Below are 8046 nucleotides of genomic sequence, written 5' to 3' on the forward strand. Positions count from 1 at the left end.
GCTAACCGCCAGGGTCAGGTATCCGTTCTGCCCATGCTCAATAGCATTCCTGGACACTTCAGAAACCGCGGTGGCAAAAGTGGTTTGAGCGGAAAGCGACAACCCTGCCAGCTCTGCAAGCTTCATGGAGCGTTTATGCGCCAGGATAAGATCCATTTCGTTATTGAGCGTAACTTTTACCAGGTCCTGCATCCTTATATGTTTATTTTACATGCTGCAATTGACATATCATCCGTATTCCGTGCAAAGTCTTTTAAAAGCGCTGCTTCCATAACAGTCAGGTCATATCGCATAATGTTGGGGTAGCGGAAAAGATCCCAGCGGGATTTTATTCCATCACTGCACATGAACAGCTGCTGCCCTTTTTCGTATGGTATTTCCTGGTCGGTCATAGTATTGGGTATGTTCAGCCCTATAATGCCGTTATATGCCACGTATGTTTTTGACATGGCGGGTCCCAGCAGCTTGGTAAGAATATTGCCCACCCCGCAAACACGCCAGGTTTTGGCTTTCTTGTCAAATGTTACAATAGTGCCTACCAGGCCTCTTGTTTTCTTTACTTCACGATGTATAAAGCGCAGATTTTCCAGCGGGCTATGATCCGGGTATATTTTGAATGCTTCTATGGCGTTTTGTACGGCATTCTCGGCATTTTTTCCATGTCCCAGCCCATCCCCCAGGAACAGCTTGATATAATCTTTTGTTTCTTTACAACAGAATCCATCGCCGCAGGCAGTTTCGCCGGGTTTGGGAACAATCAGGGACCGTATTTCAACATTCCTGGGTTTAAGACGGGCAGGTAACGGTTTATTGAATATGACGCTACATAAAACGGTGCCCCAGCCTTTCAGGGAGTAAACCTGGAACTTGTCCGACAGTCTTTTGATAGAGCCCAGGCCATGGCCCAATGTATTAGCGGTAGAATGGCCATCTGCCATCATGCGCTGCACATCGCCCATACCCGGCCCCTTGTCAATGGAAATAAGCTCAATACCCTGTATTCCTTCCTCTTCCATTAACTTTACCAACAGCTCGCCATCCACTGCATACTTAGCCAGGTTAGAAACAATTTCGGCCACCACAATATCTATTTCACCTATCTTTCTCGCCATAAACCCCGCGGTTGCCGCCAGGGCATGTATTTCCTTTTTAAGTATAGCGAAATAGCTACGGTCTGTTACTTTAAATCTCAGGTGAACAGCATTAACCATTTTTCCACTTAATGATAGTAACAGTAGTTCCTTTGCCTACAGCACTCTTAATATCAAATTCGCTTACCAGGCGTTTGGCACCCGGCAGGCCCAGTCCCAGGCTTTTGCCGGTAGAAAAACCATCCTTCATGGCCAGCTGCACATCTTTTATCCCCGGGCCCCTGTCAATAAAGGATAGGCGAATGCCATTTTCCCGCCCCCTGCTCACCACTTCTATCAGCGTGTTACCACCTTCGGCATACTTCAGCATATTACGTACCAATTCAGAGGCAGCAGTAATGAGTTTAGTCTGGTTCACCAGGCTCATGCCGATTTTTACGGCATATTCCTTTACCCGGTTGCGGAACGGTACCACATCCTGCTCCCTTTGTATGGGCATTGTATCTTTATTCAACACTAGTATCATCGTGTTCTTCCTCCTCTGTGGTGTCCCCGAAAGAACCGATTTTGCTTTTTAACAATTCCATTCCCTTTTCCACATTCAGCGCAGTACTAACACCTTTCAGCTCCAGGCCCAGTTCTACCAGGGTAATAGCTACGGCGGGCTGCATTCCGACTACTACTGTTTCAGCATCCATGATTTTGCTCATACTGCCGATATTGCCAATAATACGTCCCATAAACGAGTCAACTATGGAAAGCGCCGATATATCAATCAGCACTCCCCTGGCGCCGGTTTTACTTACCATTTGCACCAGGTCACTTTCCAGGTTCAATGCCAAACGGTCATATAAATCTACCTGGATGGTCACAAGCAAAAATTTGCCCATCTGGAGAACAGGTATCCTATCCATATCCTATAACTGACTATTTTTTTCTTTTACAGATGATTTTCTCACTTCCAGCTGCTGCAACGCAAACGCATATTTTAACGCACTGGCCAGGGTAGCTTTGGTGATAATGTTAGACAAATCGATGCCCAGGTGTACAACCGTTTGCGCAATTTCAGGGCGTATGCCGCTGATAATACATTCCGCTCCCATTAAGCGGGTAGCGCTGATGGTTTTTAACAGGTGCTGCGCCACCAGCGAATCTACGGCAGGTACGCCGGAAATATCCAATATGGCTATGCTGCTGCCGGTTACCACTATTTCCTGCAGCAGGTTTTCCATTACCACCTGTGTACGGGAGCTGTCTAGCGTACCAATGATAGGCAGGGCCAGTATACCGTCCCATACGCGTATCACCGGCGTAGATATCTCAGTTATTTCATCGGTTTGCCGCAAAATCACTTCTTCACGCCCTTTGATAAAGGTTTCAAAAGTGGTTACGCCAAAACTGTCTATCAGCTTGTTGATTTTTATAATGACGGCGGCAAGCTGCACCGGGTCGGCCTTCAGCTCTTCCTGCAGCAGTTGTGTTAATGCATCTTTCAGACTGAATATATACAGGCCGGTTTCCCTGGGAGAAAAACCCTGGCGGGCCCTGGAAATGGAAATGCCCGAAAGTATTTCCACCACATTGTCAAAATCGGCAGAATTCGCTTCTGCCAGGTTCTTTTCATTGAGCGCTTTTACCAGGGCGTCCAGCAGCTCTTCCGACTGGGTACGCAGCTCTTCATTGCTCATGAGATCTTCCCGCAGACTTTCATCGGCAAGCTGGTTTTTCATCCATTGTTCTAAGATCTGTTTCTTTTTTTTCTGGAATACCTTGGAGATGTCAATTTTCATATTTCTGAATTAAGATGCATAAATATTATGATGAACGCTTGATACAAAAACAAAACTTTATAAGGCCGGCACCGGCGGGCTGTTAAGGGGCATATAAATGCATGATATTAAAACGCCAGGGAGTATTGTGTAAATTGTTGTAGAACTGACACTACATCTCGTGCTAAGGCTGAACGAATGTCCGGAAAATTTATAGTATTTACAAAAGGGCTGGAAAAAATTCTGGGGCGCATTCTAAGGCTGAGTGCGGTATTGGGGCAGGTAGTATGGAGAGGCGGCGGGGATGCCGCCTCTCCTGTTGTTATATTATTGCTTTACTCTTTTACTACACTGTTGAGGAACTCCTCTATATTCGTATAGCCGTCGTTGTTACGATCTGCTGCCGCGTCGGCCGCACTCCTGGGGTTCAGGTGGTGTTTTGTTTCCCAACTGTCCGGCATACCGTCATTATCGGAATCCTTGTAAGGCGTGCCCTTATACTCGGGGTAGCCGCCTACCTGGTCAGGGTGGGTAATAATGCCCTGCTTATAAGAGTCGGCCGGCAGGCGCCATTTAATAAACTTACTGGACACATCCGGTCCGGCGCCGGTATAAAAGATCTTGCCGGTCTTCACCTGCCTGGCTATACGTTTATCTACCGCATCCCTTTTAGGCAGGGTGGCGCCCGCATGCTCCAGCACATAGCCGTAAGCATCTTTTGCGCTCATAATGGGAAACTTAGCCATCGGGAACGGCTCATTTACCCGGATGTCTTTTGTGTACGGCCCGGCATCCGGCATATCGCCTATTTGCACACCGCCGGCCCAGTTATCTTTTGTTACGGTTTCATTGCCTTCCACAATATTGCCGGCTACATAAGCCTTGCCGTAATGGTTGGGATCTGTTTTATCCCGGTTGCCTTCGGGCTTTAATATGCGGTGGCCGATGGGTTTATCCAGCGGTGTAATGGGCCCGGGTTTATAATAGTTATTGATGAAATTGAACAGGGAACGGTGATCCCCGCCGTCGGCGCTGCGGTTCCACCAGTTGAATATTACGTTGTTCACAAAGCCAAAATCGCCGTACATACCAACAGAGGGGTTGCGGCTGATGTTGCTGCACCACAGGTTACGCATAAAGGTGCTGTTTAAACCGCCTATAGTGCTGCCAAAGGCATGGTTATAGGTGTCCAGCGCTTCGGAGAAAATAGAGTTCTGGATAGTAACGTTCACCGTAGGTAGCTTCTCCGGTTTGGAGCCATCGCCTTTGTCATATACGTGGCGGTACATCGACATATTTTCATCCAGCCCCCAGCTGGCAGATACATGGTCAATAATAATATTGCCCACGCCATTGCCGCCCAATGCATCATCACGGCGGGTAACTTCTGTGGCGCCGCGGCGGAAACGCATGTAACGGATCACCACATCATGCGTATCAATCCATACCGACTCGCCGGCTACGCACACCCCATCGCCGGGCGCTGTTTGTCCGGCAATGGTAATGTACGGCGCTCTTATGCTGATAGGACTTTTCAGGTGGATAATGCCGGCCACATTAAACACAACTGTGCGCGCACCGCCTTGTTCACAGGCTTCCCGCAGGGTACCGGGACCGCTGTCGGCCAGGCTGGTTACCACGTACACTTTTCCGCCACGGCCGCCAAAACTGTATGCGCCGCCGCCCTGCGCGCCGGGAAACGCAGGTATTTTAGCCTGCGGCAGGTCTTCGGGCTTTTGCGCCCAGGGAATGTAAGGCTTGCCCTTTTTAGCTTCTGCGGCTATAATGGGCCATGCCTTTGCCCAGGCCTCATCAGACCGTTTCTTATACTGCGCCATTACTGCTTCGGCGGAGTCCTCCATGGACCGCGGAATTACAGGGTACTGCGCTTTTGCTGTAGAAACGCAGCCTGCCACCAGTGCCCCGGTGATCAGTTGAAAAAAAAACTTCTTCATGTCAGGTATCATTATTTATTATTTTAATAGCCTTCGTTCTGTTGAAACTCGCTTTTATTGGTTACAGCATCCAGCTGGGCCTGCGGTATGGGGCGCAGGTCGTGAAAAGGCTGTATGTAAGCGCCGGCATCGGGGTTGTGGTCCCTTACCCTTTCTACCAGCTTGCCGGTACGCTTCAGATCAAACCAGCGCAGCTGCTCGCCGGCCAGCTCGCGCGCCCTTTCATCCAGTATAAAATCAATATTGATGCTGGAGGGCGCTACTTCCATTGCAGCTTCTTTGCCGGGCAGCGCTGCTCTTTTGCGGATGGCGTTCACGTACAGGGCTGCAGAGTCCAGGCGGCCCAATTTCATTTGCGCTTCGGCCGTAATGAGGTACATTTCCGCCAGCCGTATCAGGAAAACATTCCGTGCGCTTTGCGTTTCCCCATCTGCAGGGCGGGTAGGATCTTCAAACTTGCGCAGGGAAATGTAGTGAAAGCGGTCTTTAGGTGCGCCGGTGGTATTATACACATCATCCCGGTCGTAGGTTTTATAACGGTAACGGGTAGTGTAATGCTGCTGGTAATCGTCTATGGAATATTTGCTTATAAATACGGCAGTGTCGCCCACGGCAAATTTGTTTTGTCCCAACAGGGGCGCCAGCGCCGGGTTTTGCGCCACTTCTTCCTGCGACCACTTTGGTATGCTGGCAGCGTTATTGCATATCCACGCCTGTTTAAAGGAGGCGCTGAAGCGTGCATCGTTGTTTTCATTAAACAGGTCCAGCAGGAAACGGGTAGGCATCCAGCGGGCATTGGCCAGGCCGTTGGCAAGGTCGCGCTGCATACCCGGCAGGTTAATGTAATCCATAATATACATGCTGTGGCTTACATTGCTGCCGCCGTTCAGCGCCAGGTTGGTGGAGTAGTTGAGGGCCCACACGATCTCGGCGTTCTTTTCGTTCTCCATTTTCCACAGGTCTGCATACTTAGGCAGCAGTGAAAAACCATAGTTTTCAATCACGCTGCGGGCGTAATTGCTGGCTGCCTGGTTGTTGCCGCGCACCAGGTTTAACCGGGCCAGGAATGCCTCTGCCACCGGTTTGGTAGCACGGCCGTAATCGCTGGTGGTATTGGGCAGGTTGGCCGCTGCAAACTGTACATCGGCAAATATCTGCTCATAAATTTTATCTACCGGCGTGCGGTTGGCCTCTGTAACCATTGACTCTGTAGGCTCCAGCGTAAAATTTACCGGGCCAAACGCTTCTGCAAGATGGTAATAATACCAGGCGCGCATAAACCGCAGCTCCCCTTCCAGCACTGGTTTGCGGCTTTCGGATAAACCTGCGTTGTTAATATATTTCAGCGCCGTGTTACACAGGTTAATGGCGGCGTAGCAGGGTACCCACAGGTTGGTGTTTACCCACAGGTTATCCGATATAAGCCCCTGGTAAGTAGTAAGCGGTGTGTTGGGAAAAATGCCGTTCACACCTGTATTGCCGTTATAGGCGGCATTGGTCCAGATGTCGGTGCCGGCTTCCAGCAGCGCATGGCCTTCCTCTTTCCCGTACATGCTGCGGTTATAAGTGTAGGTGGCGGTTACTGCCGCTTCAAAACCTTCCGGCGTTTTAAACAGGCTTTCTACGGTGGCGCCGCCCGGGTTATATTCTTCCAGTTGTTTTTTACACGATACAGTGGCTGCTGCCATTAGTACCAGTAACAATATTTCATTTATATGCGGTTTCATATTATTTGCATTTAGTGGTTTAGAAAGCAACATTCAGCCCGGCCACAAACAGTTTGTTCAGCGGCTGGTCAACAATTCCTTCACTCTCCGGATCAAAGTCCTTGTTGTTCTTTGAGTAGAACCACAGGTTTTTGCCAGATACATATATCCTTACGCTTTCAATTCCGGCCCTGCGGGTAAATGATTTAGGCACGGTGTAGCCCAGCGTTACATTGCGCAGCTTTACATAGGAGTTTTCAAACTCTGTAAGCGTGGTTACGTAAGAAGAGCTGCGTGTGGCATTAGGACGCGGGTACGCATTGGTAGGATTTTCCGGCGTCCAGTAATCCACGGCTGAACCGTTCTGCGCGCCGTTCCGGTAATACTTCGCATAGTAGTCAGAGCTCATCCACTGCCCTATACGGGCAATGAATAAAATGTTCAGGTCAAAATTTTTGTAGCTGAAATCATTGCTGAAACCCCCGGTCCATTTAGGTACCCGGGTACCGATAATGGTGCGGTCTGCTGCCGTGATCTTACCGTCGGGCTTACCATCAGGCCCTGAAATGTCGGCTATTTTAATGTCGCCGGGCAGCGCCTGGTACTTGGCGGCTTCTGCTTCCTCACCTGTTTGCCAGATGCCCAGCTTCATATAGTCGTAATAGATGGTGGGCGACTGGCCCAGTATCAGCGACTTACGGTAATCATTATCTATTACATTGCCGTTGGGCAGCTCTGTTATCCTTTCTTTGTTGCGGGCGTAGGTAATGGTAGAGGTCCAGCGGAAAGCCTTGCCCGTGATGTTGTTGCTGGTAAGACTTACTTCCACACCTTTGTTGCTGGTTTTGCCCACATTACGGTTAATGGTAGATACGCCGGTGGAGCCGGGCAGCGTGTACGGGAAAATAAGATTGTAGGTGCGTGCATTATAATAATCTACCGTACCGCTGATCCTGTCTTTTATAATACTAAAGTCAACGCCTATATCGGTGGTGGCGGTCAGTTCCCACTTCAGGTCATTGTTGCCGATGGTAGGATTGATGCCGTATGCCGGTGCGGGGTTAGACTCGTCGTATGAGAACTGTATCTGCGTTAGCGAGTTTTGCGTGGCATAAGCGGCAATAACATCATTACCAGAAATGCCGTAGCTGGCCCTTATTTTAAGATCGCTGAAAATATGCTGTTTGTTCATGAACGGCTCATCGCTCAAACGCCAGGCTGCCGCTACAGACGGGAAGAATGCCCATTTATGCCCTTCGCCCAGCTTGGAAGATCCGTCGCTGCGCCCTGTAAGCGTTAACAGGTACCGGCCCATGTAGCTGTAGTTAATACGGCCGGTAAAAGATACCAGCGTGTTTTTGCCATAATTGCTGCCATATACCGGGAACTGGTTGGCGCCGGCCAGGTTGTACCAGGTTTGTGAGGGGAACAGCTGGTTCTTGCCCACGGTATAGCTGCCTGTACCTACGGTTTCAATATAGCTGGTTACGCCGGTGAACACAAAGGAATGCTTTTTCACATCTTT

The 8046-nt window shown here is 49.6% G+C and carries 7 protein-coding genes and 1 pseudogene; all 8 read right to left on the reverse strand.

The annotated features are described in order from the left end of the window. Positions 1-192: pseudogene (locus tag VFS25_RS05805) on the reverse strand (PAS domain-containing sensor histidine kinase); the annotation flags it as partial. A 2-nt stretch (positions 193-194) separates the two neighbouring features. Next, positions 195-1211: an ATP-binding protein gene (locus VFS25_RS05810; RefSeq protein WP_326461179.1), complete on the reverse strand. Its 1017-nt coding sequence runs from the start codon at positions 1209-1211 to the stop codon at positions 195-197. Further along, positions 1204-1590 (reverse strand): anti-sigma regulatory factor, encoded by a 387-nt coding sequence (locus VFS25_RS05815; RefSeq protein ID WP_326461180.1) that lies wholly within the window; start codon positions 1588-1590, stop codon positions 1204-1206. Before VFS25_RS05815 ends, VFS25_RS05810 begins: the two co-directional genes overlap by 8 nt. Positions 1591-1597: 7 nt before the next feature. Then, positions 1598-2005, reverse strand: coding sequence for an STAS domain-containing protein (locus VFS25_RS05820; RefSeq protein WP_326461181.1), 408 nt, complete (start codon positions 2003-2005; stop codon positions 1598-1600). Positions 2006-2008: 3 nt separating this feature from the next. Next, positions 2009-2881 carry an STAS domain-containing protein gene (locus VFS25_RS05825; RefSeq protein ID WP_326461182.1) on the reverse strand — a complete coding sequence of 291 codons (873 nt, stop codon included), beginning with the start codon at positions 2879-2881 and terminating at the stop codon, positions 2009-2011. 314 nt (positions 2882-3195) lie between these two features. Further along, complete coding sequence (locus VFS25_RS05830; protein WP_326461183.1) at positions 3196-4815, reverse strand: polysaccharide lyase; 1620 nt, start codon at positions 4813-4815, stop codon at positions 3196-3198. A gap of 23 nt (positions 4816-4838) precedes the next feature. Next, positions 4839-6542 (reverse strand): RagB/SusD family nutrient uptake outer membrane protein, encoded by a 1704-nt coding sequence (locus tag VFS25_RS05835; RefSeq protein ID WP_326461184.1) that lies wholly within the window; start codon positions 6540-6542, stop codon positions 4839-4841. Positions 6543-6561: 19 nt separating this feature from the next. Next, the coding region (locus VFS25_RS05840; protein ID WP_326461185.1) for a SusC/RagA family TonB-linked outer membrane protein at positions 6562-8046 on the reverse strand (1485 nt) is incomplete at its 5' end.

Source organism: Chitinophaga sp., from assembly GCF_035761305.1.
Taxonomy (GTDB): Bacteria; Bacteroidota; Bacteroidia; order Chitinophagales; family Chitinophagaceae; genus Chitinophaga.